Origin of the sequence: Caballeronia fortuita (assembly GCF_001544835.2) — a bacterium.
GTDB classification, from domain to species: domain Bacteria; phylum Pseudomonadota; class Gammaproteobacteria; order Burkholderiales; family Burkholderiaceae; genus Caballeronia; species Caballeronia fortuita.
In genome coordinates, this window is record NZ_FCNX02000001.1 from 462407 (window position 1) to 485757 (window position 23351).

The following is a 23351-nucleotide window of genomic DNA, read 5'->3' on the forward strand; positions in this document are numbered from 1 at the left end:
GGTGCGCGCGAGAGGACTCTGCGGATGGAAAACAAATCACACGCGTTCTGGACCGGGCTTTTCACGATCGTGCTCGTGCTGGCCATCGCGTTCGCGGTGTTCTTTTTCAACGTCGATCGCACCGTGCGCGTGCCGTACGACCTGATCGCGCGCACCAACGTGACGGGTCTCTTCACGGACGCGGCCGTGCGTTATCGGGGCCTGGGCGTCGGCAAGGTGCAGTCGATCAGCTTCGACCGCGCGCATCCGGGCCAGATACGCATCCGCATTCTCGTCGACAAGAACGCGCCGATGACGCATTCCACCTACGCGACGCTCGGCTTTCAGGGCGTAACGGGCATCGCCTTCGTGCAGCTCGACGACACCGGCACGGATACAACCGCGCTCGCTTCGTCGCCGCAGCACGTCGCCGAAGTGCCGATGCGCCCCGGTCTCTTCGAGCAGTTGCAGCAGCGCGGCGACGTGATCCTGCGCAAGTTCGAGCGCCTCGCCGACGACGCCGACAAGTTCCTCTCCGACGACGTGCGCAATCAGCTCATGGCGACGACGAAAAGCCTGCAAGGCGCCGCCGACGGCATCGCGACGCTGGCGAGCCAGGTGCAGCCCGCGACGGCGCAGTTGCCGCAGACGCTTAAGCAGATCAACACCACGCTCGCGTCGACCAATCAGCTCGTGCAGAACCTGAATCGTCCGGACGGGCCGTTCGTCGCGAATCTGAACAAGGCGGGCAAGGCGGCCGAAGACGCGAGCGCCGCGCTTGCCGACATGAACGAATCGCTGCGCTTCGTGACGGCGCGCGTCGGCTTCGAGGCGTTGCCGCGCTTCTACTCGTTCGGCGACGACGTGAGCGCGGCCGCGCGTTCGGTCGATCGCGCCGCCGACGCGTTCAGCACCAATCCGCGCAGCGTGCTCTTCGGCGCGCCGCAAAAGGAGCCGGGACCGGGCGAGCCGGGATTCACGTGGCCGGCGAAAGCGGCGCATTAGCGGCGCATTGATCGAGATAACGACATGACGGACATCGACATGAAAGGAGCCATCGCGACGCTCGCGCTCGCCTGCGCGACGCTGCTCGCGGGTTGCGGGTCGACATCGACGGCGCTGCCGAACGCGCATTACGACCTCGGCGCGACGCCTGCCGCCAACGCCGGCGCCGCGCCGATGCCGCCCGTGAAAGTGCTCGCGGTGGCCGCGCCGCGCAGTCTCGAAACGGACGCGTTCGCGTATCGCCTGAGCTATGTCGACGCGCAGCGCACCGGCAACTATTCGAACAGCCACTGGACGATGCCGCCCGCGCAACTCCTGACGCAGCGCCTGCGCGAGGCGCTCGCGGCGCGCGGCCCGATCCTGTCGGGCGCCGATCCGGTGCGCGCGGTGCCGCTGCTCGAAGTCGAACTGACGAACTTCGAACAGGTCTTCGATGCGCCCGAGCAAAGCCACGGTCTCGTGTCCGTGCGCGCGACGCTCACGCAGCAAGGACGCGTAATCGGCCAGCGCAGCTTCGCGGCGAGCGCGCCCGCGCCGAGCGCCGATGCGCCCGGCGGCGCGCGGGCGCTCGCGGCTGCATCGGACGACGTGATCGCGCAGCTTTCCGCGTGGCTCGCGGCGCAACCGCTTGCCGCGTCGCGATGATCTTCGGCTGCTTCCCTTTGCGCCCAGCACGCAGACGCCCGGGCGTCTCATGACGGTCAAGCAATGGCAGCGCCGCCCGTCGGCGTTCTCGCGGCAGGCGCTCGCCGCATACGCGGCGCTCGTCGTCTACGGTTCGCTCTATCCGTTTTCCGGCTGGCGTTCGCTGGGCCTGAGTCCGTTCGCGTATCTGCTCGATCCGCTGCCGCAATATCTGACCGTTTTCGATGTCGTCACCAACGTGCTCGGCTATATGCCGCTCGGCGCGCTGATCGTGCTCGCGCTCTATCCGCGCGTGCGCGGCACGTTCGCGGTCGGCGCGGCGCTCGCCGGCGGCGCGCTGCTTTCCGCGACCATGGAAGCGATCCAGACCTATCTGCCGACGCGCGTCGCCTCCAACCTCGATCTCGCCGCGAATGCGTTCGGTGCGCTCGTCGGCGGCGTGCTGATCGCGCCCGCGACGAGCGCGCTGCTCGATCGAGGCCTGCTGCGGCGCATCCGCTTCACCTGGTTCGAGCGCGACGCGGCTTACGTGCTCGGGCTGACGGCGCTCTGGCCGTTCGCGGCGATGTTTCCCGCGCCGTATCTCTTCGGCGGCGGCGATCTGCCGCGCGTGCTATGGGACGCGCTCGATCCGGCGATGCAGGACGCGATCCTCGCGTGGACGCCCGCCGCGTGGGACATCGAAAGCTGGCCGGATCGCCTGGGCGCGCTTTTGCCCGACGACGCGTGGGAAGCGCTGATCACATCGACGGGACTGTTCGGCGCGCTCGTGCTCGCGACGCTGCTGACCCGCAAGCGCGCGCCGCGCATACGCCTGATGCTCGGCCTCATCGCGGTGACGATCTTCGCCAAAGCAGGCGCGACCTTCCTGCAATCGCGCGCGGGCCTGACCTTCGACTGGGCGACGGACGGCGCGCTCGAAGGCATCGTCATCGCGACGATCGCGGGCGTGCTCTCTGTGTCGCTGCCGCGCGGACTGCGGGCGGCGCTCGCGGGCGGCGCGCTCGTCGTATCGCTCGCGCTCATCAATCTGCTGCCGGTGAATCCATATTTCGATATCGTGCTCGCCGACTGGCGGCAAGGTCGCTACCTGCATTTCAACGGGCTCGCGCACTGGCTCGCGTGGGTCTGGCCGTATGCGGCGCTCGGCTGGCTCGCGTCGGCGGCGGAGCACGCGTGGCTCGCGCGGCGCCGCGCGCGGCGTGACGCGGTTTGATGCCGTTTGATGCGGCCTCAAACAGCGTGCGGCGGGCATGAACATCGCTGGCTATAATCGACCGACACTCTCATCGCACGGAAGTCATGGATTCCTTCTACAAGTACCATGTGTTTTTCTGCCTGAATCAGCGCGAGGCCGACGCCACGCGCCCGAGCTGCGCGAACTGCAACGCGCAGGCCATGCAGGAACACGCCAAGAAACGCGTGAAGAAACTCGGCCTCGCGGGCGAAGGCAACGTGCGCATCAACAAGGCCGGCTGTCTCGACCGCTGCGAGCAGGGGCCGGTCGTGGTCGTGTATCCGGAAGGCACGTGGTACACGTATGTCGATGAAACCGACATCGACGAAATCGTGGATTCGCATCTGGCCAACGGCAAAATCGTCGAACGTCTTCTGATCGATCAGCCCGCATGAACGCGCAAACCGAAAAATTTCTGATCGACGGTTCTGCCGGCAAGATCGAATGCGCGCTCGACAAGACCGACAGCGCGCCGCGCGGCATCGCGCTCGTCGCGCATCCGCATCCGCTTTTCGGCGGCACGATGGACAACAAGGTCGCGCAGACGCTCGCCCGCACGTTCGTCCAGCTCGGCTACACGACGTATCGCTCGAACTTTCGCGGCGTCGGGCAGACGGGCGGCGAGCACGACAATGGCATCGGCGAACAGGACGACCTGCTCGCGGTCATCGACCACATGCGCACGCAACCCGGCCAGGCCGATGCGCCCATCGTGCTCGCGGGCTTCTCGTTCGGCACCTTCGTGCTGTCGCACGTCGCGAAGCGCATGCGCGACGCGGGCAAGGAGATCGAGCGCATGGTGTTCGTCGGCACGGCGGCGAGCCGCTGGGAAGTCGCGCCCGTGCCTGACACGACGCTCGTGATCCACGGCGAAGTCGACGACACCGTGCCCATTCAGTCCGTCTACGACTGGGCGCGGCCGCAGGAACTTCCCGTCGTAGTGATTCCGGGCGGCGAGCATTTCTTTCACCGCAAGCTGCATATTCTCAAGCGCGTGATCGTCGACGCGTGGCGTTGAGCTTTTCGCTCATCGACCGGTAAAACCGGCTAAGCGCAGCCTGAAAAACGTTAAAACGAGCGGCAAGCGCGCAGATTCCAAGGAAAACGGAAGCGGGCCGCGCGTATAATGGCGCAGAATTTTTTCACCGTTTCCGGCCGTGCGACGCCGCTTCGAACGTATCGCGGCCGTCGAAACTCCGGCTTCTGAGAACCGTTTTCGCGTCCGTCTGTCGAACGAGCGCTTTTCGCCGCGGCGCCGCGCGTGCCGCTGTCCTGGCGAAAGCCCGACCGGCAGCGACGGTCAGCCTGTTCAACCCGTGCTTCGCCGATCATCCGATCCCCGATCGTCATCGTCGCAGCGAGCTTTTTCCGCCGATCGATCCTATGCGCTTTGTCCCTTCCGGCTTGTCTTTCCCTTCTGTTTCCGTTTCCGCAAAAGCCGCTTTCGTTCTGCCCGCTGTGCTGGCCGCAGCGAGCGCGTTCGCGCAGGTTGCGCCGCCCGATGTGACGGCCCGTTCATGGGTGCTCGTCGACGCCACCAGCAATCAGGTGCTCGCGTCGGGCAATCCCGATGAGCGCGTCGAGCCCGCATCGCTCACGAAGCTGATGACCGCCTATCTCGTCTTCGATGCGTTGAAGGCGAAGAAGATCAACATGGATCAGACCGTCATGCCGAGCGAGGCCGTGCGCCGCGTGCGCACGGACGAGTCGCGCATGTTCATCGAAGCGAACAAGCCGGTCACCGTGCACGATCTCGTGTACGGCATGATCGTCCAGTCGGGCAACGATGCGGCCATCGCGCTCGCGGAACTCGTCGGCGGCAGCGAAGGCAACTTCGTCACGCTGATGAACGCGGCGGCGAAGCGCATCGGCATGACGCACACGAATTACGCCGATGTGAACGGCATGCCCGATCCGCAGCATTACACGACCGCGGGCGATCTCGCCGTGCTGTCCACACGCCTGATCCGCGACTTCCCCGAGTACTACAGCATCTTCTCGGTGAAGGACTTCACGTACAACAAGATCAAGCAGCCGAACCGCAATCGCCTGCTGTGGCTCGATCCGACCGTCGACGGTCTGAAGACCGGCCACACGAAAGCCGCGGGCTACTGCCTGATCGCGACCGCGAAGCGCTCGCTGCTTGGCGTGCCGGACGCGAGCCGCCGCCTCGTCGCGGTGATGATGGGCGAGCCGAAAGAGCACAACCGCGTGCAGGACAGCCTGAAGATGCTGAACTACGGCTACACCGCGTACGACGCGCTGCGGCTGTACAAGGCCAATCAGGTGATCGATTCGCCGCGCGTCTACAAGGGCGCCGCCGACAACGTGCAGGCGGGCGTCGCGACGGATCAATACATCACCGTGCCAAAGGGTCTGGGCGACAAGGTCAAGCCGGCCGTCACGCACGACAACCTGCTCGTCGCGCCCATCAAGAAGGGCCAGCAGATCGGCACCGTCAAGATGGTCGCGGACGGCAAGGAAGTCGCGCAATTCCCGCTCGTCGCGCTGCAGGACGTGCCGGAAGCGGGTATCTTCGGCCGCCTGTGGGATTCGGCGCTGCTGTGGTGGCAAAAGCGCAAGTAAGGAGCGTTCGATGAGCCAAGCCGAAGCATTCGATCCGACGGTCTATCTCAACGGCGAGTGGGGACCGCTTTCCGAAGCGCGCATTCCCGTGCTCGACCGCGGCTTCATCTTCGGCGACGGCGTCTATGAAGTCGTGCCGCTCTACGCGCAAGCCGACGGCGCGCGCCTGCCGTTTCGCCTTGGGCAGCACCTTGCACGGCTCGCGCGCAGTCTCGGCAAGATTCGCATCGACAATCCGTTCGATGACGCCGGCTGGCGCGCGCTGATCGATCGCGTCATCGCGGAGAACGCCGGTCACGGCGACGCGCTCGTGTATATCCAGGTGACGCGCGGCGTCGGGAAGCGGCGCGGGCACGCGTTCCCCGCTGGCATCACGCCGACGGTCTTCGCGATGCTCGGCCAGCTCGTTCTGCCGAGCGCGGCGGATCGCGCGCGCGGCGCGGTCGCCGTCACCGCCGAAGACAAACGCTGGCTACATTGCGATATCAAATCGATCTCGCTGCTCGGCAACGTGCTGATGGCGCAGCACGCCGCCGAAAACGATGCGCTCGAAACCATTCAGTTGCGCGACGGCTTGCTGACGGAAGGATCGTCGTCGAACGTGTGGATCGTGAAGGGCGGCACGCTGCTGGGCGCGCCGCGCGGACCGCGCATTCTCGAAGGCATCCGCTACGGTCTCATCGAGGAACTGGCGCGCGAGACGGGCATCGCGTTCGAAGAGCGCGACATCACCGAAGCCGAATTGCGTTCGGCCGACGAAATCATGATCAGCTCCGCGACGAAAGAAGTCATGCCGATCACGACGCTCGACGGCGAGCGCGTCGGCGACGGCCGCCCCGGTCCGGTCTATGCTGCACTGTACGACGCCTATCAGCGGGCGAAAGCGCGCGCGTTCGCCGATGAGGCGAAGCGCGGCAAGTGAAGGAGAGAATCATGACCGACAAGCCACAATCCACCGATCCGACCGACAGCGCGAAGCACAGCACCGACGAACTGTTCGATTTCCCCTGCGATTTCCCGATCAAGGTGATGGGCAAGACGCACCCGGATTTCCACGACACGATCGTTGGCGTGCTCAAGCAGTTCGACCAGGATTTCGACGCATCGCGCGTGGAATCGCGGCCGTCTTCCGGCGGCAATTACACCGGCCTCACGTGCACCGTGCGCGCGCAGAATCGCGCGCATCTGGACGACATCTATCGCGCGCTCACCGGCCATCCGATGGTCAAGGTAGTGCTTTGACCTTGCCTGCGGGCGCATCGCACACTGCCGGCGTGCGCTCGTAGAGCAGTCTGAACTGCTCCGCTTCCTCGAAAATCCATTCCCTGAATGCCTGCACGCGCTTCGTCTGAAGCAGCGCCGCCGGGCACACGAAGTAGTACTTCCACGGGCTCGGGCCGTCCACGTTGAAAAGCCGCACGAGCCGGCCTGCGATGATTTCCTGCATCGCGAGCGAACGGCGCACGAGCGCGATGCCCTGACCGTCGATCGCCGCCTGCAGCAGATTCGACGAATCCTCATACAAGACGCCGCGCTTCGGCTCGGGCAGATCGGCGAGTCCGGCCGCGTCGAACCAGGGGCGCCAGAGTTCGTCGTCGGAGCGCAGAAGCGGCAGCGTTGCGAGATCGCGTGGCACGCGCGGCAACTGGCCGCCGCGAAAATTCGGCGCGCACGCCGGGAAAAACACTTCGTCGAGCAGTTCTTCCGTGTGCAGACCCGCGTATTTTCCGTAGCCGAAGCGCAGCGCCACGTCCGCATCGTCGCGATTGAAGTCGATGAGCGACGCGGTCGTCAGCAGTTCCAGATCGACGTCCGCGTGCCGCTCGATGAATCTGCCCACGCGCGGCGTCAACCAGCGCGCGGAAAACGACGGAATCGTCGACACGATCAGTCGGCGGTCGCGATCGCCCGAACGGATGCGCCGCGTCGATTCGGCGAGCGCGACGAGCGCCGCGCGCACTTCGGCGGCGTATTGCTTGCCGCGATCGGTGAGGCGCACGCGTTTGCCGTCGCGCGCGAACAGCGACACGCCGAGCTCCGACTCGAGCGCGCGAATCTGATGACTGACCGCGCCGTGCGTGACGAAAAGCTCGTCGGCGGCGCGGGAAAAGCTTTCGTGTCGGGCGGCGGCCTCGAAGGCGCGCAGCGCGTTGAGCGCGGGAAGCTGGCGGAGGTCCATGTGCGATGTCGGCGGTGTCGTTGTCAATATGGCTCACATAGCCGTGAAAATTGATCGTTTTGCCTGATGCCTTGCCACGCCTAGGATTGTAGTCATCGAAACGTTCCTCTGGCGGAGTGGATCATGCGAGAAATATCAACAAGCGTCACCTTCGAAATCAAGCCCGGCGAAACCGTGCCCATGCGGATCGCGCGCGGCACGCGGCTCATGGTTCACGGCAGCCCGGTCTGGGCGACGCGCAGCAACGACATCGAGGACTATTGGCTCGTGCCCGGCGACAAGCTGCGGCTGCGCGAACGCGAGCGGCTCTGGCTCTCCGTCGAAGGCGACCGTCCGGCCTATGTCGTCTTCACGATTCTGCCGCGTTGCGACGAGCGCGCGATTCACTGGCTTTCGACGCGCATCGAGCGCCTTGCGCTGCGGCTGCGCGCCGGCTGGCGGACCGTCTGAGCGGCAACTATTCGAAATTGCCATCGGAGGCATGAGAATTCACCATCGGCGGGCATGGGCCTATTTCGGTAAACTACCGTCACCATGTCCGCCATACCGCTCGCAGTCCCACACCAAACCCACGACGCGCCCGGCACCGTGCTCAGTTCCGGTGACTTTCCGGTCGCGTTGCGCTGGCGCGGCCTCGAACCGTACAGCCACAGTTTCGACGCGATGCGCGCCTTCACCGACGCCCGCACGCCGGAAACGCAGGACGAAATCTGGCTCGTCGAGCATCCGCCGGTCTTCACGCTCGGTCTTGCGGGCGATCCGGCGCATCTGCTGCTGACCGAAAGCGGCATTCCGCTCGTCAAGGTGGATCGCGGCGGACAGATCACGTATCACGGGCCGGGGCAGATCGTCGCTTATCTGCTGATCGATCTGCGCCGACGCAAGCTGATGGTGCGCGAGCTGGTACGGCGCATCGAAGAGGCCGTGATCGAAACCCTCGCGACGTATAATCTCGCGACGGACCGCAAGGCCGGCGCGCCCGGCATCTACGTGGCGCGGCATCCTCAGGACGTGAACGATCGTATGCAGGCGCACGAAGGCGCGAAGATCGCCGCGCTCGGACTCAAGATTCGCAACGGCTGCAGTTATCACGGCGTGAGCCTCAATGTCCGCATGGACTTGCAGCCGTTCCTCGCCATCAACCCGTGCGGCTACGCGGGGCTCGAAACGGTCGACATGGCGACGCTCGGCGTCGCGGCCGACTGGCGCGACGTAGCTCTCGTGCTGGCCGAACGGCTGGCACATCAAATCGGCGGCCTCCCCGCAATTGCCGCTGCAACAACCGGATCGACCGAATGACTGACGCAACCGCAAACCTGGCTGGCGATACCGCCGCTTCTGCTTCGTCGCCCACCGCTTACGACGCCACCGCCAAGCAGAAGGCGCAAGCGAAGACGTCGCGCATTCCGATCAAGGTCATTCCGATCGAAAAGCTGAGGAAGCCGGAATGGATCCGCGTGCGCACCGCGACCGGCAACTCGCGCTTCAACGAGATCAAAAAGATCCTGCGCGAGCACAGCCTGCACACGGTGTGCGAGGAAGCGAGCTGCCCGAACATCGGCGAATGCTTCGGCAAGGGCACCGCGACGTTCATGATCATGGGCGACAAGTGCACGCGCCGCTGCCCGTTCTGCGACGTCGGCCACGGCCGGCCCGATCCGCTCGACGCAGACGAGCCGCTGAATCTCGCGCGCACGATCGGCGCGCTGAAGCTGAAGTACGTTGTGATTACGTCCGTCGATCGCGACGATCTGCGCGATGGCGGCGCGGCGCATTTTGTCGAGTGCATCAAGCAAGTTCGCGAGCATTCGCCGGAAACGCGCATCGAAATCCTGACGCCGGATTTCCGCGGCCGGCTGGATCGCGCGATCGGCATTCTGACGGCCGCTCCGCCCGATGTGATGAATCACAATCTCGAAACGGTGCCGCGTCTCTACAAGGAAGCGCGCCCGGGTTCCGATTATCACCATTCGCTGAAGTTGCTAAAGGACTTCAAGGCGCTGCATCCGGAAGTCGCGACGAAATCGGGGCTGATGGTCGGTCTCGGCGAAACGGAAGAGGAAATTCTTCAGGTGATGCGCGATCTGCGCGCGCACGATGTGGACATGCTGACGATCGGGCAGTATCTCCAGCCGTCGGAGCATCATCTGCCGGTGCGGGCTTACGTGCATCCGGATACCTTCAAGATGTACGAGGAAGAGGCGTACAAGATGGGCTTCACGCATGCGGCCGTCGGCGCGATGGTGCGTTCGAGCTATCACGCGGATGTGCAAGCGCACGGAGCGGGCGTGGTTTGACGCGGTTCTTGTGCCTGGCGAACGAAACCCACCGGTAACGGTGGGTTTTTTGTTTTCAAGGCGTCTCGCGCGCGTCCGGAACCTCGGACGCCCGCATTCCGGATTTCCGGAATCTCGGATACCGCGCCGCGTGACACTAGAAAAACGTTCGTAAAATCATCGACTTAAGCCGGTGTGCAAGCTGGCATTCCCCTTGCAATAACTAAGGCACGGCCCACGAGCCGCCCATAAAAGTCAAGGAGACAAGCCGATGACCCCTCTCGCATCCAAACGTCCCTGATCCGTCGACGAAGCGGCTATCGCTCGATCGACGCGCTCAGACGTGCCCAACACGCTCGCACCGCGTCAAGGCTCGCCGCTGGCCGTACCTCCGCCAACTGCTTGTTTTTGCCTGGAAACATCGTGAAAAAACCACTCCATAAAGTCCTGTACGTGCAGGTGATCGCGGCCATCATCATCGGCATCGCGCTCGGGCACTTCTATCCCGCGCTCGCCACCGACATGAAGCCGCTCGGCGACGCGTTCATCAAGCTCATCAAGATGGTCATCGGGCCGATCATCTTCTGTACCGTTGTGACCGGCATCGCCGGCATGGAAGACATGAAGAAGGTCGGGCGCGTCGGCGGCAAGGCGCTCCTGTACTTCGAAATCGTGTCGACGTTCGCGCTGGTCCTCGGCCTCGCCGCGACGCACATCCTGAAGCCCGGCGTCGGCTTCAACGTCGATCCGTCGACGCTCGACCACAAGGCCGTCGATTCCTTCGCGACCAAGGCGCATGGCCAGAGCACGGTCGACTTCTTCCTGCACATCATTCCCGACACGCTGGTTTCGGCGTTCGCGCAGGGTGAAATCCTCCAGATCCTGCTAATCGCGCTGCTCTTCGGCGCGGTGCTCGCGCATATCGGCGAGCGCGGCAAGGTGGTGACGACGTTCATCGAAGGGCTGTCGAGCATTCTGTTCGGCATGGTCGGCATCATCACGAAGCTCGCGCCGATCGGTGCGTTCGGCGCAATGGCGTTCACCATCGGCAAATACGGCATCGGCTCGCTGCTGCCGATGCTCAAGCTCATCGGCACGTTCTATCTGACCTCGATCGTCTTCGTTGTCGTCGTGCTCGGCGCGATCGCGCGCATGGTCGGCTTCAACATCCTGAAGTTCGTCGCGTACATCAAGGAAGAAATGCTGATCGTGCTCGGCACGTCGTCCTCGGAAGCGGCGCTCCCGCAACTGATGCTCAAGCTCGAAAAGCTCGGCTGCTCGCGCTCGGTCGTGGGCCTCGTCGTGCCGACCGGCTACTCGTTCAACCTCGATGGCACCAACATCTACATGACGATGGCCGTGCTGTTCATCGCGCAGGCGACGAACACCGACCTCTCGTGGGGCCAGCAGTTGACGCTGCTCGCGGTGACGATGCTCACGTCGAAGGGCGCGAGCGGCGTGACCGGCGCGGGCTTCATCACGCTGGCCGCGACGCTCGCCGTCGTGCCGACGATTCCGCTCGCGGGCATGGTGCTGATTCTCGGCATCGACCGCTTCATGTCGGAATGCCGCGCGCTGACGAACATCGTCGGCAACGGCGTGGCGACGGTCGTCGTGTCGGCATGGGAGAAGGAGCTGGATCGCAACAAGCTGCGCGCGGCGCTCTCGCGCGATGTCGACGTGACCGACACCGAAGAAGCAAAGTCGGTGTAAGTCGCACGGCAAGCGGAAAGCGGAAGCGATCATGCAAGCGGCGAAGCCTCGGTCTGCGGGTGCTTCGCCGCGTTCGGTTCCGGCGCCTGACAAGCGCGAAGCCTATGACACAATGGCAGATCCTCTTTCGCGGGAATCTGCTCACGTGTCGCGCCGCATCGTCATGTTCTTCGCGCTTCTCGCCGCGCTCGCGGCGTGCTGCGCGCTCACGTGGCATATCGCGTGGCAAAGCGGCATCGACGAACTCCGGCTCAACGCCGCCGCGCGTGTCGATCGCACGACGAATACGCTCAAGAGCACGCTCGACCGCTACGAATATCTGCCTTATTTGTTGTCGCGGCATCCGGTCGTGCAGAACGCGCTCGATCATCCGGATCAGGCGAACGTCGCGCGCGCGAACCGCTATCTCGAAGACCTCAACGCGCGCGCCCACGCCACCGTCACGTATCTGATCCGCGCGAACGGCATCGCCGTTGCGGCGAGCAACTGGAACGCGGCGGACAGCTTCGTCGGCGTGGACTACAACTTCCGGCCGTATTTCATCGACGCGATGAAAGGCGGCGTCGGCCGGTTCTTCGGCATCGGCACGATCTCGATCGAACCGGGTTACTACATCTCGCAGCCCGTGTATCGGGAAAACGAGCGCGAGGGCACGAAAGAGATTATCGGCGTCGCGGTCGTGAAGCTGAATCTCGAATGGCTCCAGGGCGCGGATGCGTCCGAGCCGCTCATCGTCACCGACGATCACGGCGTCATCTTTCTCTCGTCGGTGCCCGCGTGGAAATATCACACGGTGCGGCCGCTGCCGCAGAACATCGAGGCGTCCGTCTATGCGACGCGCCAGTACGCGCAGCAGGCGATCACGCCGCTGCCGATGACCATCGTGAAGACGCTCGAAGGCGGCGCGCAGATCGTGCGCGTGGGCGGCGGCGGCCGCGACGGACGTCATGCGCCGGCGTTCCTTGCGACACATCGTTCGATCGGCGAACCCGACTGGCAACTCATCACGATGGCCGCGCTCGATCCCGTCGAGAGCGGCGCGCAGAACGCGGTCATCGTCACCGCGCTCGTCTTCGTCTCGCTGTGCCTGCTCGCGTTCTACTGGCGCATGCGCCGTGCGCGCGTGCGGGAAATGATCCGCAGCCGCGAGATGTTGCAGACGGCCTACGCCGAACTGAATCAGCGCGTCGCGGAGCGCACGGCGGACCTGTCGGAAGCGAACGCGCAGCTTACGAAGGAAGTGAACGAGCGCACGCGCGCGGAGCAGGACTTGCGCGCCGCGCACGACGAACTGATTCAGGCGAGCAAGCTCGCCGCGCTCGGCCAGATGGCGGCGGGCATCACGCACGAACTGAATCAGCCGCTCGCCGCGCTGCGCAGTTTCTCCGACAACACGCGCGTCTTGATCGATCGCGGCGATCAGGCGGCGGCGCGCGAGAATCTCGAAGCGATCGCGTCGCTGACCGAGCGCATGGGCAACATCACGAACCAGTTGAAGCTGTTCGTCACGAAGGCGCGGCCGAAGAACGCGCGTGCGGACGTCGCGCGGGCGCTGCGGCAAGTGTTCTCGATGCTGCGTCCGCGCATGAAGAACGTCGCCGTCGATATCGCGCCGGCGCTCGTCGAAGGCAGCGCGCCCGTGTTCGTGCGCTGCGAGGATCTGCGGCTGGAGCAGGTGTTCATCAACCTTATCGGCAATGCGCTCGATGCGGTCGCGTCGTGCGACAAGCCGCGCATCGTCATCGAACTAAATACGTACGCGGACACGATCGAACTCGTCGTGCGCGACAATGGTCCAGGCGTTCCCGCCGACGCGCTGCCGCGCCTCTTCGAGCCGTTCTTCACGACGAAGGAAATGGGGCAGGGACTGGGGCTGGGTCTCGCGATTTCGTCGGCGATCGCGCGCGATTACGGCGGCACGCTGGTCGCGCGCAATCGCGAGGCGCCGATCGTCGCGGACGGTCCGGAAGGCGGCACGCAGGCCGACGCCGATCAATCGCACGGCGCGGAATTCGTGCTCACGTTGAGGCGCGCGTAACACTTTGCAGAGGCAAGACATGACCACCGGTTTGCAGGTGATCTTCATCGAGGACGACGAACTCGTGCGACGCGCGAGCGTGCAGAGCCTGCAACTCGCGGGTTTCGACGTGACCGGCCACGGCAGCGTGGAATCTGCCGCGCGCGCCATCGACGCGAATTTTCCCGGCGTGATCGTGAGCGACATCCGCCTGCCCGGCGCGAGCGGTCTCGACCTGCTCGCGCAATGCCGCGAGCGCGCGCCCGAAGTGCCGGTGATTCTCGTCACCGGCCACGGCGACATTTCGATGGCCGTGCAGGCGATGCGCGACGGCGCCTACGACTTCATCGAGAAGCCGTTCGCGTCCGAGCGGCTGATCGAAGCGGTGCGCCGCGCGCTGGAGCGCCGCAAGCTCGTGCTGGAGAATCAGGCGTTGCGGCGGGAATTGGCGGGCGCCGGGCAGAGCCGCATCATCGGGCGCAGTCTCGCGATCGAACAGGTGCGGCGGCTGATCGCGAACGTCGCGCCGACGGACGCCTCCGTGCTCATCAACGGCGATACGGGCGCGGGCAAGGAACTCATCGCGCGCAGTCTGCATGACATGTCGCCGCGTCGCGACAAGCCGTTCATCGCGGTGAATTGCGGCGCGCTGCCGGAGCAGATGTTCGAATCGGAGATGTTCGGCTACGAGGCGGGCGCGTTCACCGGCGCGCAGAAGCGGCGCATCGGCAAGCTGGAGCATGCGTCGGGCGGCACGCTCTTTCTCGATGAAATCGAGAGCATGCCGCTGTCGTTGCAGGTGAAGCTGCTGCGCGTGCTGCAGGACGGCGTGCTGGAGCGGCTCGGCTCGAATCAGCCGGTGCGCGCGAATCTGCGCGTCGTCGCGGCGGCGAAGGGCGACATGAACGAGCATGTCGCCGATGGCACGTTCCGGCGCGACCTGCTCTATCGCCTCAACGTGGTGACGATCACGCTGCCGCCGCTAAACGAGCGTCGCGAGGACATCGTGCCGCTCTTCGAACATTTTCTTCTCGATGCCGCCGTGCGCTACGAGCGGCCCGCGCCACTCATCACGGATCGTCAGCGCGCCGAACTGATGCAGCGCGACTGGCCCGGCAACGTGCGCGAGCTGCGCAACGCGGCGGATCGCATGGTGCTCGGCATTCTCGACGACAGCGGCGCGGCCGCGGCGCTCGATACATCGACGCAATCGCTGAAGGAACGCACCGAGCAGTTCGAACGCGCGGTGATCGGGCAGGCGCTGGAGCAGTGCGGCGGTGCGGTCGCGGTAGCGGCGGATCGTCTGCAACTCGGCAAGGCGACCTTGTACGAGAAGATCAAGCGATACGGAATCGTCGTGAAGGGCGATTCCGCCGAGCGATAAAAAACCCGCTGGTTTTCGCCAGCGGGTTTCTTTCGGATTCCAAGGCGCTCAGGCCGAACCGAGCGCCTTGTCGAGCAGTTGATCCAGTTCCGCGAACGTCGGCTCGCCGACATAGCGCTTCAGGATCTTGCCGTTCTTGTCGATGACGAAGGTCGTCGGCGTGAGTTGCACGTTGCCGAACTGCTTCGCGGCGCTGCCGTCGTCCATCGCAACCCTGAACGGCAGGTTGCGAGTTTGCGCGTAATTGTTGACGTACATCGGCGCATCGTAGTTCATCGCGACCGCGACGAATTCCAGGCCGCGGCTCTTGAACTTGTTGTACGTGTCGATCATCTGGGGCATTTCCTTCATGCAGGTTTCGCAGCTCGTCGCCCAGAAATTGACGAGATAGACCTTGCCCTTCAGATCGCCCGACGTGGAAATCTTCTGTCCCGAAAGCAGCGTGAAGGTCGCGTCTGGCACTTTCTGCTGGCCACCGAAGGCGAAATACCCGGTGCAGGCGATCACGCCCGCGACGAGCGCCATGACGATATAGCGCAGCGGGCTTTTGACGCGCGTGGTTGAATCTTGCGTGGCTTGGGACATGGCGAACCTCGAATGGCTCTCCGGCGAACGGAGACTGCCGCGTATTTTAGCGCCAATTTCGGGATGAGTTCGTGACGCGCCGATAAGCCCGGCATTGCAGCGCGATAATGACGCTTTTCACGCAGCGGTCCGTCATGAAGCGAGTTTTTTCCGTGTTTTCTCTTCCGAAGATTGTCCCTGCCCGCAGACTGGTCTGTGCGTCGATCGCGTGCGGCGCGCTGCTCGCATGCACGCCGTCGTACGACTGGCGCACGATCATGAACAACGACGACGGCTACGAAGTCACGCTGCCCGCGAAGCCGCGTTCCGACGAGCGCAAGATCGAAATCGCCGGCCGATCGATGACGATGCGCATGCAGACCGCCGAAGCCGGCGACGCCGTGTTTGCCGTCGGCACCGTCGTGCTGCCAAGCGCCGACCCTCAGCTACAGCGCGCGACGCTCGATTTCCTGCAGCAAGGGCTCGCGCGCAACGTGAACGCGACACCCGACGCGCGCGCCACGCAGATCGACCTCGCCGCAGGCGGGCGCGTGCTGGGCAGCGAGATCGAGGTCAAGGGCGCAGGCGGCGACAAGCGCGAGTCGCGCACGATCCACGCGCGCTTCGTCGCGCGCGGCGCGCATGTTTATCAACTTGCGATCGTGTCGGACAAGACGCCGCCGCGCGAGCAGGCGGACCAATTCTTCATGTCCTTCAAACTTTTTTAGAGTAAGCCCTCGAATTCTGCAGGCGCTGACTTAAAAGGCGTTTTAGTCTGTCTGATCAAAGCGAAGTTCCGTCGTAAGTTAACGCGCTAATACACGGATTCGTATGGACTTTTTGCACTATCCACAATGTCTGTGGATAACTGTGTGGAAAAGAGTGTGCGCCAGCGCTCAAAAGCCCATGTCATGCGGTTTACCTTAGTTTGCCTTCGTTCGCGGCAAGTTAAATAATTCAATAAAATCAATGATCTGTAAAACGCGCTCAAAACCGGGGTTTGATCAGAGGATGACATGCCCCGGATCGCTTCAGTGTGTATTGACAAGCATTTTTCCGTCCAGCAGAGCCGGGACCAACGCGCGCCTGCGCTGGCCTCAGGCGGTTGTCAGCGCCCGCCGGTATTGAACGGCCTCGGCGACATGGGACGCGTCGGGCTTATCGGCGCCAGCCAGATCCGCGATCGTCCGCACGACCTTCAGCACGCGATAGTAAGCGCGCGCCGACCAGCCGAAGCGTTCGCCCGCGGCGCGCAACAGCGCTTCGCCCGCAGCATCGGGGCGGCAGACTTCGTCGGCTTCGCGGCCATCGAGATTGCGATTGATCTTGCCCTGACGCTGCGTCTGAATGTCGCGGGCCGCCGCGACGCGCGCCGCGACGACCGCGCTCGATTCGCCGCGCTCCACACCACGCGCCGACAATTCCGCGGGCGACAGCGCCGGCAACTCGATCTGTATGTCGATGCGGTCCATCAACGGCCCCGACAGCTTGCGCAGATAGCGCGCGGCCACATCCGGCGAGCAGCGGCAACGTCCGCCCGGATCGCCGCGCCAGCCGCGCGGGCACGGGTTCATCGCGGCGACGAGTTGGCACGCCGCCGGAAAGTCCGCCTGCTGCGCGGCGCGCGAAATGGTGATCTGGCCGACTTCCAGCGGCTCGCGCAGGGTTTCGAGCACTTTCCTGTCGAATTCAGGCAGTTAGCTTTTTACGTTGCTCCGTTGTCAATCCAAGCGCAGCGAGGACCTCTCAAGCCGTAAAGGTTTTCGGTTTACGCATTATGATTTCATAATGCGAAACAACGGCGAGCACTGTTACAAAACTTTCAATTTCATTCCATTCGGGTTTGCGCAACCGTTTAGTCAGGAGTCGTGCCAGTCTCCGATGCCAACCTCCTGCCTCCACTGGCATAATTGAGCGCTGTTCAGCAAACACAGAAAACCCATAAAAGGCCAATCCCGGGGGCGGCATGGCGTTCACGAAACAGGTCACTGTTCCGGTAACTTACGTTGTTCACACGCTAGTCGACGGCAACCGAGTAACTCAACTTGAAGCCAGCGAAATACAGCGCGAGGTTTCGATAACTGAGGGCCGCAGTCATCTTGTGCTTGACGACTTCGGCGGCAAGCGAATCGCTGTCGCACTGAAATCCATTCCGCCTCCCGCCGGTATTGACCGTGTCTTGCTCCTCCCTGATACCGACGAGCTACCCACCGCTTATTCCAATTGGGACTTTTCTCAGATAGCGACGCGCTGGGCTTACCCAAAGCCACTTAATATTGGAGATGAGCCCGTAGAGCAAAGCGCGCTCCGAACTGCCGACGTTGTTGACAGTTGGAAAGACGTTTTCAGCTTCAAAGAGGAACGCGTCGAAGCCGACGGCTCGGCTATTCCGGGTCTCCGGCCGCCGCAGATTGGCGCTCTTTATTGCGCCCTCGGTCATTGGCGAGCTTCGTCGAAGCCGGCCACCGTGGTAATGCCAACAGGGACGGGTAAAACTGAGACAATGCTTGCATTGCTAATCGCGCAGCGAATCCCGCGACTGCTGGTTTTGGTTCCGAGCGATGCGCTTCGAGAACAGATTGGCTCCAAATTTGTCAGTCTCGGATGGCTGAAGCGGTTCGGAATCGTCTCGGAATCGGCGATGTTTCCCGTCGTCGGGTATCTGAAGAAGATGCCAAAGGACGCTGGAGCCCTTCAGAGCCTCCTGAATCGCTGCAACGTCGTTGTCGCGACGATGAGTATTGCTGCTAACAGTCGAGCCAGCCACAGGGCTGTAATCGCGGATTGGGCAAGTCATGTCTTCATCGACGAGGCGCATCACGTATCGGCGACGACATGGACCGGATTTCGTGACCTGTTTGTTGATAAGCCGGTTCTGCAATTCACCGCAACGCCGTTCCGCACTGACGGAAAGTTGGTCGATGGCAAAGTCATATTCAATTATCCGCTGCGGCGTGCGCAAACTGAAGGTTACTTCCGACCCATAAACTTCCGCCCTGTCATTGAATACAACAACGAGCGCTCCGACCTAAAAATCATGGAGCGGGCGCTCGCTTCGCTCCGCGAAGATTTGGCGGCAAATCTAGACCACATATTGATGGCGCGCGTTCATTCGATTAAGCGAGCCGAAGACCTGCACGCGCTTTACCGTCGACATGCCGCGGACCTCAATCCTCTGATTGTCCACAGCCGGCAAACCGCCGTCGAAAAGCGAACGGCTCTGCAATCACTGCGAGCACATGAATCTCGAGTCATCGTCTGCGTCGATATGCTCGGCGAGGGCTTTGATATGCCGCAGTTGAAAGTCGCCGCTTTGCACGACATGCATAAGAGCCTCGCGATTACACTGCAATTCACCGGGCGATTTACCAGAACCTCCACAACCAATATCGGCGATGCGACAGTTGTAGCGAATATTGCAGATGTCGAAGTTGGCGAGCGGCTTCGGGATTTATACGCCGAAGACGCAGAATGGAATGACCTGCTGCGCGTTTTGAGCGAGGGCGCGACCGAAGATGAAATCCGACGGTCCGAATTCCTAGAGGGCTTCAGGGAGTCGGCACCGCAGATTGCGCTCCAAAACATCGCGCCCAAGATGAGCGCGGTGGTGTTCCGAACCGGGGCTGCTTGGGACCCGGACCGGATAGGGCGTGCGATTAAACCTGCTCGCATGTTCGCGGGTCCGTTCCATAATCCGGGCGAGCACGTCGTTGTCTTTGTGACTAAGGACCAGGAGCAAGTGGCGTGGGGCGATGTTCGCGACCTGAAGAACACGACGTGGAACGTGTTCGTTCTTCACTGGAGCGAGGAGCAGCGGTTGCTTTTCATCAACAGCTCCGACAACTCGAGCGTGCATGAGGAACTCGCGCGAGCCGTCTGCGGCGCCGATGCGACGCTTATTCGCGGCGAACAGATTTTCAAATCGCTCCATGGCGTGAATCGCTTTCTTATTCAGAACCTCGGGTTGCGGCACGTCATCAGCAAGGCGGTCCAGTTTTCGATGTACTCGGGCGCCGATGTGGGCCCCGCGCTCGTCGCGGCGATGCGCCAGAACCGCGCGAAATCAAATCTGTTTGGTCGCGGCTATGAGCGCGGCGACAAGGTTTCAGTGGGCTGTTCGCAAAAGGGACGACTCTGGTCGCAACGCGTTGCTTACGACCTTGCGAAGTGGGTGGAATGGTGTCACGAGGTCGGGGCCAAGCTGACGGACCCAAATATTTCCACTGAGGAGATTTTCAGGAACGTCGTGATACCGGAGCAGGTTACTGCCCGGCCGGCATCTGTCCTCATCGCAGTCAACTGGAGCGAGGAGATGCTCCATCGGCGCGAGGACGCTGTCGACATAGATATCGGCGGCGTGGTGAGTGCACTCTACGACGTTGACCTCGAGCCTGAGCCGACGCCGGCAGACGGGCCGTTGCGCTTCAAGCTTCGAACCCCAGGCGGGGAGTCAACATACGAGGTGCGGTTCTTTGCCGACGACGTCAACTACGTGCTCGTTGAAGGGACCGCTGCGTACGTGGTAGTGGGGCGCAAGCGCGAACGTCTCGACGATTGGCTTCGCGCGGAGCCGCCGACGCTCTACTTCGCCAACGGCGCAACTCTTGTTCACAACGAACTCTTCCCGCTCACCGCGACCGAACGTCGAGTAGTTTACGAGCGCGAGCGTCTTGTCGCGTGGGATTGGACGGGAGTGAACATCCGGAAGGAATCACAGGGCGCCGTTAAGGCTGCGGACTCGATTCAGAAGCGAGTTATCGACAGACTAATGGCTCTCGAAGGTGACGACCAGGTGGACATCGTTTTCGACGACGATGGCAGCGGCGAGATGGCGGATGTTGTTGCGATGAAGGTTCACCCTGGCAGAATCGACGTCTCTCTATACCACTGCAAGTATTCGCTCGGCGACCGGCCTGGCGCGCGAATTGATGACCTGTATGTGGTTTGCGGCCAAGCGCAGCGCAGCGTGTATTGGAAGGGTGACCCGGAGCGTCTTTTCAGGCATCTCCAGCATAGAGAGGTTGGCCGTCAGCGCGATGGACGAACCAGGTTCGAGCGTGGAGACCTGCGAAGTCTCTCCACGATGAGCCAGTCACTCCGTTCGAACCGTCTGACGCTGAAAATCTACGTTGTGCAACCGGGCGTCCGGAACGCCGATGCCACACCCGCTCAGCTTGAACTGCTCGGAGTTACAGAACTGTACCTTCGCGACACGTACGACTGCGACTTCGAGTTCGTCGGAAGCTGACGGGTGAAGTCGCAGGGCGTTTAGACTTGTACGCTAGACGCTTGCATGGACCTTCCCATCTCAAGCTCCACCAACTCGTACCTGGACCCTCAGCAACTCGGCGAATTGCTTCATCTGTCCGAGCGCACCGTCATTGTGCGAGCAAAGAGCCGCCCGTGGCTGCTACCACCGCGCGCCGAATTCTATAACCGCGATTTGCTTCGATGGCGGCAAAATGTCGTGCACGCATGGATGGTTAGTAGGTGAGTGCGCGTCCGCCGGTTTTGAAGCAGCTCGACTGGATGGATTCCGAATGCCTCTGCGAACGTTTCGAGCCTCGCAAGCCCAAGTGGCGTTCCGCGCCCGTGTGGTGCTTCAATCCAGGAGATGTCATTGCGGTCAACGCCCGCGAGTTCCTTCAGATGTTTCTGCGTGAGCCCATTTTTCCCGCAATCTTGCTACCCTGACGCCAACTGCCGCGCTCGACACATCCCCCGTAGGCGGCCGTCGTTCGATTTCGCCCTTGCCCAAGCATCAAGACGCATATATCACCGAGCCGCGCGCTTGTGAGGGCTTCAGCGCGCTTTCGTCAAGTTGCCGAGTCTGCGTTCGATACGGCTGATGGACGTGCGGTCCTATCGCTCAAGCTGCGCCTGCGTCAAGCCCAGCTCAACGCGGTAAGTTTTCAGCTGTGTTGCGAAACGCCACCGCAAGGTAAAGGGCTCGCTGTTAAAAGGTCGACCCTAACCAGGTTTGCGGCGCGTTTTCCTTTCTGTGAGCGAGTCTGCTTTTTTTAAGGCAGGACGGGCGGTCACCGAGGCAACGTCGCCGCTCGAAAAGAGCTCGGCAACGTCGACTTCGAGTGCTTGGGCCAGCAGCGCGATATTGTCCAACGAGGTGTTCACCACTTTCCGTTCTACCTGACTTGCATATGTCCGGTGTACGCCGGCACGCGCCGCCAGTGCTTCTTGAGACAGTCCACGCAGGGCGCGAAGTCGTTTTAGGTTGGCGGATAGCCGATGTCGCACTTCTAGCTGGTGCTCAGATAAATTGGGAGGTTCTTCCATGGCCTGAAGCATCGCCGATTGACGACGATACCTCTACAGCCGTTGCGTCTACACGTTTTGCATCTACATTGTTTACATCTCATACGAGCGCATCTAAAATGCCTTGATGTACCGCTAGGTACATCGCTGTCGTTGCCATTGCACTGAGAACCGATACCCCGAAGTGCCCACGCAAGTATCGAGGCACTCGAAGGGACGCGCGATGTAGTCGTTTTCGACACGCTGGCATAAAGCGACACGGCGAAGTGAGTACGTATGCAGGTCGGAGACCAGGCAAAATCGATGTCGGTGGCCGGCGGCGTCGCGCATCGGCGTTCGGATAAGACACGACAGAAGTCGCCGTAGGTCCGGCTGGCAGTTGTGAGCACATTTTGGTCGCGCTCCCGAGCAGCATGGCGCGCCATAGCAAGATTCAGGAGTTCTAGTGACGTCAGCTTATGCGGTCGACTATGCCGAGTTTCGAGCAAACGAGGACCTGGTTATAGGCCTGTATTCGGGTCGGTTCGGCTACAACATGAGTTGCTGTCAAGAGTTGCTCACCGCTTGCATTCAACATGGCAACTCGCGAGACCTGTGGGCTGACGCCTACCACGCTTTGCAGCGATACGAGAGCGCTGAGCTAGTGGTAGGCGACGACGCTGAGATATTGCCGGCACCGCCAGTCGCGGCCGAGAGGAAGCGAGCACGCGTGACTCACGTAACTTGCCTTGTTGAAAGAGAATGCGACCGCGTTCAAGACGCAGCCGGGCGCTTCACAGTATCCATTGATACCAAAGGGCGAGTGGAGGGTGAGGCTGTCGCCACAAGCAAGCGGAAAATGAGAATCGCAGGTATGCGGGTGGACCCCATGCAGTCAGTTTCTGAAATCGGGCTCGCGGTTCTAATGCATCTCGCGAGCATCGAACACCTATCTGCGGTCGAAGGCTTGATGGCGCGTATGCGGCGGGGAGCCACACGATGAGGACGGCGTGAGGCTGGAAGCACGTGTGATGCGGTCAATCGCGCAACGAGGGGGCGTCGTAGTTCTGCGGTCTGAACTGAATCGCCTCGGAAGCCGCTCGCAGCTCACTCGCGTCTTGGCGAGCCTTGTCCGTCGCAAACTGTTGGTACGAGTCAGCCTTGGCGTATATGCGAAGACGAAAGTGAACCGCTTCACCGGCCAGCGCACGCCGGCTGCCTCATTCGAAACCATCGCGGCCGAAACGCTTCGAAAGCTAGGGATAGAAGTGACGCATGGAAAGCTCGCAGCCGAATACAACTCAGGGCAGTCGACGCAGATTCCTATGCTCCCAGTGGTGAACACGGGGCGGCGCAGAATTAGTCGCAATATCACAATCGGGAGCAAGAAATTGCTTTACGAGCGAGATTCGGAAGAATGTCGGGCGCAGTAGGCCCGCAACGCGGGTCGCTGATGACGGACAGTGAATCACAAGCGGGGGGATTCAGCCGCACATAGATGCGGGGGGCGGTGT

The 23351-nt window shown here is 62.5% G+C and carries 20 protein-coding genes and 1 pseudogene; 17 read left to right on the plus strand and 4 right to left on the minus strand.

Annotated features, from left to right (window positions below; translation table 11 throughout):
* Positions 1–24 precede the first annotated feature (24 nt).
* The 8 genes from AWB77_RS02180 to AWB77_RS02215 all read left to right on the plus strand — a co-directional run bounded on the left by AWB77_RS02180 (position 25) and on the right by AWB77_RS02215 (position 6694).
* The gene (locus AWB77_RS02180) at positions 25–984 is read left to right on the plus strand and encodes an MlaD family protein (RefSeq protein WP_061132730.1); all 960 of its coding nucleotides are present in this window, start codon (positions 25–27) and stop codon (positions 982–984) included.
* 24 nt (positions 985–1008) lie between these two features.
* Positions 1009–1629: an ABC-type transport auxiliary lipoprotein family protein gene (locus tag AWB77_RS02185; protein ID WP_061132731.1), complete on the plus strand. Its 621-nt coding sequence runs from the start codon at positions 1009–1011 to the stop codon at positions 1627–1629.
* A 49-nt stretch (positions 1630–1678) separates the two neighbouring features.
* Entirely contained in the window at positions 1679–2845 is a 1167-nt protein-coding gene (locus tag AWB77_RS02190; protein WP_061133127.1) for a VanZ family protein, read from the plus strand.
* Between the two features lie 86 nt (positions 2846–2931).
* Entirely contained in the window at positions 2932–3261 is a 330-nt protein-coding gene (locus AWB77_RS02195) for a (2Fe-2S) ferredoxin domain-containing protein (protein ID WP_061132732.1), read from the plus strand.
* Positions 3258–3884, plus strand: a complete 627-nt coding sequence (locus tag AWB77_RS02200; protein WP_061132733.1) for an alpha/beta hydrolase — start codon at positions 3258–3260, stop codon at positions 3882–3884. The genes AWB77_RS02195 and AWB77_RS02200 overlap by 4 nt, the downstream gene beginning before the upstream one ends.
* 365 nt (positions 3885–4249) lie before the next feature.
* Positions 4250–5452, plus strand: a complete 1203-nt coding sequence (locus AWB77_RS02205; RefSeq protein WP_061132734.1) for a D-alanyl-D-alanine carboxypeptidase family protein — start codon at positions 4250–4252, stop codon at positions 5450–5452.
* Positions 5453–5462: 10 nt separating this feature from the next.
* Positions 5463–6374, plus strand: a complete 912-nt coding sequence (locus AWB77_RS02210) for a D-amino acid aminotransferase (RefSeq protein ID WP_061132735.1) — start codon at positions 5463–5465, stop codon at positions 6372–6374.
* A gap of 11 nt (positions 6375–6385) precedes the next feature.
* On the plus strand, positions 6386–6694 hold the full coding sequence (locus tag AWB77_RS02215) for a DUF493 family protein (RefSeq protein WP_061133128.1): 309 nt from the start codon (positions 6386–6388) through the stop codon (positions 6692–6694).
* Here the strand turns inward: AWB77_RS02215 and AWB77_RS02220 are convergent.
* Positions 6678–7631, minus strand: coding sequence for a transcriptional regulator GcvA (locus AWB77_RS02220; RefSeq protein WP_061132736.1), 954 nt, complete (start codon positions 7629–7631; stop codon positions 6678–6680). The genes AWB77_RS02215 and AWB77_RS02220 overlap by 17 nt on opposite strands.
* A 123-nt stretch (positions 7632–7754) precedes the next feature.
* Between AWB77_RS02220 and AWB77_RS02225 the strand changes: the two genes are divergently transcribed.
* From AWB77_RS02225 to AWB77_RS02250, 6 genes are all read left to right on the plus strand, one after another.
* Positions 7755–8081 carry a DUF2917 domain-containing protein gene (locus AWB77_RS02225; protein ID WP_061132737.1) on the plus strand — a complete coding sequence of 109 codons (327 nt, stop codon included), beginning with the start codon at positions 7755–7757 and terminating at the stop codon, positions 8079–8081.
* A gap of 84 nt (positions 8082–8165) precedes the next feature.
* Complete coding sequence (lipB, locus tag AWB77_RS02230) at positions 8166–8930, plus strand: lipoyl(octanoyl) transferase LipB (RefSeq protein ID WP_244158390.1); 765 nt, start codon at positions 8166–8168, stop codon at positions 8928–8930.
* Positions 8927–9928, plus strand: coding sequence for a lipoyl synthase (gene lipA / locus AWB77_RS02235; RefSeq protein WP_061132738.1), 1002 nt, complete (start codon positions 8927–8929; stop codon positions 9926–9928). Before lipB ends, lipA begins: the two co-directional genes overlap by 4 nt.
* Positions 9929–10330: 402 nt before the next feature.
* A complete protein-coding gene (locus AWB77_RS02240; RefSeq protein WP_061132739.1) occupies positions 10331–11620 on the plus strand; it encodes a dicarboxylate/amino acid:cation symporter in 1290 nt (429 codons plus the stop codon).
* Positions 11621–11651: 31 nt separating this feature from the next.
* Entirely contained in the window at positions 11652–13658 is a 2007-nt protein-coding gene (locus AWB77_RS02245) for a sensor histidine kinase (RefSeq protein WP_061132740.1), read from the plus strand.
* A gap of 19 nt (positions 13659–13677) precedes the next feature.
* Positions 13678–15021, plus strand: a complete 1344-nt coding sequence (locus tag AWB77_RS02250; protein ID WP_061132741.1) for a sigma-54-dependent transcriptional regulator — start codon at positions 13678–13680, stop codon at positions 15019–15021.
* Positions 15022–15069: 48 nt separating this feature from the next.
* Here the strand turns inward: AWB77_RS02250 and AWB77_RS02255 are convergent, their stop codons facing one another.
* Positions 15070–15606 (minus strand): peroxiredoxin family protein, encoded by a 537-nt coding sequence (locus AWB77_RS02255; protein WP_061132742.1) that lies wholly within the window; start codon positions 15604–15606, stop codon positions 15070–15072.
* A 134-nt stretch (positions 15607–15740) separates the two neighbouring features.
* Here AWB77_RS02255 and AWB77_RS02260 point away from each other — a divergent pair, with 134 nt between their 5' ends.
* Positions 15741–16313, plus strand: coding sequence for a hypothetical protein (locus AWB77_RS02260; protein ID WP_082852569.1), 573 nt, complete (start codon positions 15741–15743; stop codon positions 16311–16313).
* A 369-nt stretch (positions 16314–16682) separates the two neighbouring features.
* Here AWB77_RS02260 and AWB77_RS02265 read toward each other — a convergent pair.
* A pseudogene (locus tag AWB77_RS02265) lies at positions 16683–17282 on the minus strand (ATP-binding protein); the annotation flags it as partial.
* A 269-nt stretch (positions 17283–17551) separates the two neighbouring features.
* On the opposite strand from AWB77_RS02265, the gene AWB77_RS02270 reads away from it, so the two are divergent.
* Positions 17552–20833, plus strand: a complete 3282-nt coding sequence (locus AWB77_RS02270; protein WP_061132744.1) for a DEAD/DEAH box helicase — start codon at positions 17552–17554, stop codon at positions 20831–20833.
* A gap of 722 nt (positions 20834–21555) precedes the next feature.
* On the opposite strand, the gene AWB77_RS34135 is transcribed toward AWB77_RS02270, so the two are convergent.
* Positions 21556–21879 carry a helix-turn-helix domain-containing protein gene (locus tag AWB77_RS34135; protein ID WP_074168841.1) on the minus strand — a complete coding sequence of 108 codons (324 nt, stop codon included), beginning with the start codon at positions 21877–21879 and terminating at the stop codon, positions 21556–21558.
* Between the two features lie 989 nt (positions 21880–22868).
* Between AWB77_RS34135 and AWB77_RS36680 the strand changes: the two genes are divergently transcribed.
* Entirely contained in the window at positions 22869–23270 is a 402-nt protein-coding gene (locus AWB77_RS36680; RefSeq protein WP_244158406.1) for a DUF6088 family protein, read from the plus strand.
* The last annotated feature ends 81 nt before the right edge of the window (positions 23271–23351 follow it).

Excerpts from the sequence above, each read along its gene's own strand:
- AWB77_RS02190 (WP_061133127.1), top strand. The coding sequence starts at position 1,679 with ATGACGGTCAAGCAATGGCAGCGCCGCCCGTCGGCGTTCTCGCGGCAG.
- AWB77_RS02210 (WP_061132735.1), top strand. The coding sequence starts at position 5,463 with ATGAGCCAAGCCGAAGCATTCGATCCGACGGTCTATCTCAACGGCGAG.
- AWB77_RS02255 (WP_061132742.1), bottom strand. The coding sequence starts at position 15,606 with ATGTCCCAAGCCACGCAAGATTCAACCACGCGCGTCAAAAGCCCGCTG.
- lipA (WP_061132738.1), top strand. The coding sequence starts at position 8,927 with ATGACTGACGCAACCGCAAACCTGGCTGGCGATACCGCCGCTTCTGCT.
- AWB77_RS02215 (WP_061133128.1), top strand. The coding sequence starts at position 6,386 with ATGACCGACAAGCCACAATCCACCGATCCGACCGACAGCGCGAAGCAC.
- AWB77_RS02205 (WP_061132734.1), top strand. The coding sequence starts at position 4,250 with ATGCGCTTTGTCCCTTCCGGCTTGTCTTTCCCTTCTGTTTCCGTTTCC.
- AWB77_RS02245 (WP_061132740.1), top strand. The coding sequence starts at position 11,652 with ATGCAAGCGGCGAAGCCTCGGTCTGCGGGTGCTTCGCCGCGTTCGGTT.
- AWB77_RS02180 (WP_061132730.1), top strand. The coding sequence starts at position 25 with ATGGAAAACAAATCACACGCGTTCTGGACCGGGCTTTTCACGATCGTG.
- AWB77_RS02195 (WP_061132732.1), top strand. The coding sequence starts at position 2,932 with ATGGATTCCTTCTACAAGTACCATGTGTTTTTCTGCCTGAATCAGCGC.
- AWB77_RS36680 (WP_244158406.1), top strand. The coding sequence starts at position 22,869 with ATGCGGTCAATCGCGCAACGAGGGGGCGTCGTAGTTCTGCGGTCTGAA.
- lipB (WP_244158390.1), top strand. The coding sequence starts at position 8,166 with ATGTCCGCCATACCGCTCGCAGTCCCACACCAAACCCACGACGCGCCC.
- AWB77_RS02220 (WP_061132736.1), bottom strand. The coding sequence starts at position 7,631 with ATGGACCTCCGCCAGCTTCCCGCGCTCAACGCGCTGCGCGCCTTCGAG.
- AWB77_RS34135 (WP_074168841.1), bottom strand. The coding sequence starts at position 21,879 with ATGGAAGAACCTCCCAATTTATCTGAGCACCAGCTAGAAGTGCGACAT.
- AWB77_RS02270 (WP_061132744.1), top strand. The coding sequence starts at position 17,552 with ATGGCGTTCACGAAACAGGTCACTGTTCCGGTAACTTACGTTGTTCAC.
- AWB77_RS02200 (WP_061132733.1), top strand. The coding sequence starts at position 3,258 with ATGAACGCGCAAACCGAAAAATTTCTGATCGACGGTTCTGCCGGCAAG.
- AWB77_RS02225 (WP_061132737.1), top strand. The coding sequence starts at position 7,755 with ATGCGAGAAATATCAACAAGCGTCACCTTCGAAATCAAGCCCGGCGAA.
- AWB77_RS02260 (WP_082852569.1), top strand. The coding sequence starts at position 15,741 with ATGAAGCGAGTTTTTTCCGTGTTTTCTCTTCCGAAGATTGTCCCTGCC.
- AWB77_RS02185 (WP_061132731.1), top strand. The coding sequence starts at position 1,009 with ATGACGGACATCGACATGAAAGGAGCCATCGCGACGCTCGCGCTCGCC.
- AWB77_RS02250 (WP_061132741.1), top strand. The coding sequence starts at position 13,678 with ATGACCACCGGTTTGCAGGTGATCTTCATCGAGGACGACGAACTCGTG.